Origin of the sequence: Paraburkholderia sp. NMBU_R16 (genome assembly GCF_013282575.1) — a bacterium.
In the GTDB taxonomy this organism is placed as follows: Bacteria; Pseudomonadota; Gammaproteobacteria; order Burkholderiales; family Burkholderiaceae; genus Trinickia.
Genome location: NZ_JAAAYE010000287.1, coordinates 1 through 505 on the forward strand (window position 1 = coordinate 1; position 505 = coordinate 505).

Annotated in this window: 1 protein-coding gene; it reads right to left on the bottom strand. The window is 61.2% G+C overall.

What is annotated here, in order from left to right; all coding sequences use genetic code 11:
• Window positions 1–491 (bottom strand): transposase (locus GWC77_RS28280; RefSeq protein ID WP_173262931.1); only part of this gene is annotated, 491 nt, incomplete at its 3' end.
• Window positions 492–505: the final 14 nt, after the last annotated feature.

A 505-nucleotide genomic window follows, 5' to 3' on the forward strand; every position in this document is an offset into this window, starting at 1 on the left:
CCGTACTTTTGCCGATGCCATTCACTGGCCCGACCAAAGCTCATGCCGCTGCTGTCGACGATCAGACTGATCGCTTCGCCTCTGGACAGGCGATCGGCCACACGGTGGCAGCGCTGTTTGACGTGAAGCTTGAGCGTGCGAAATCGCTCGCTCAAAAGTCCGAAGCTGGGCACCGCGATGTCAAGACCGCGCAGCGCCCAGAATTCGCGCATGTGGCCGGTGATCTGCCGCATGCCCCAGCCGAACAGCCGGTAGAAGATGAAGAGCAGTTCGAGGTATGCCTCGCTGTACGTCTGGGACTGACCCGACACGCCCTTCGGGTAGGGCGTGTCGTTGATGAACAGGGCCTTCAGGTCGCCCTCGGGACAATACAGGCTGAGTTGCCCGCGCCGCTTCAGGCTCTCGTTGTACTCATGCGCGTTCGTGACCGCATAGCGCGGCTTGGCTCGTTTGCGCGCCTCACCCGTCTTCAGTCTCGCCTTGTAAGGCATGAAAGCTCACCCGT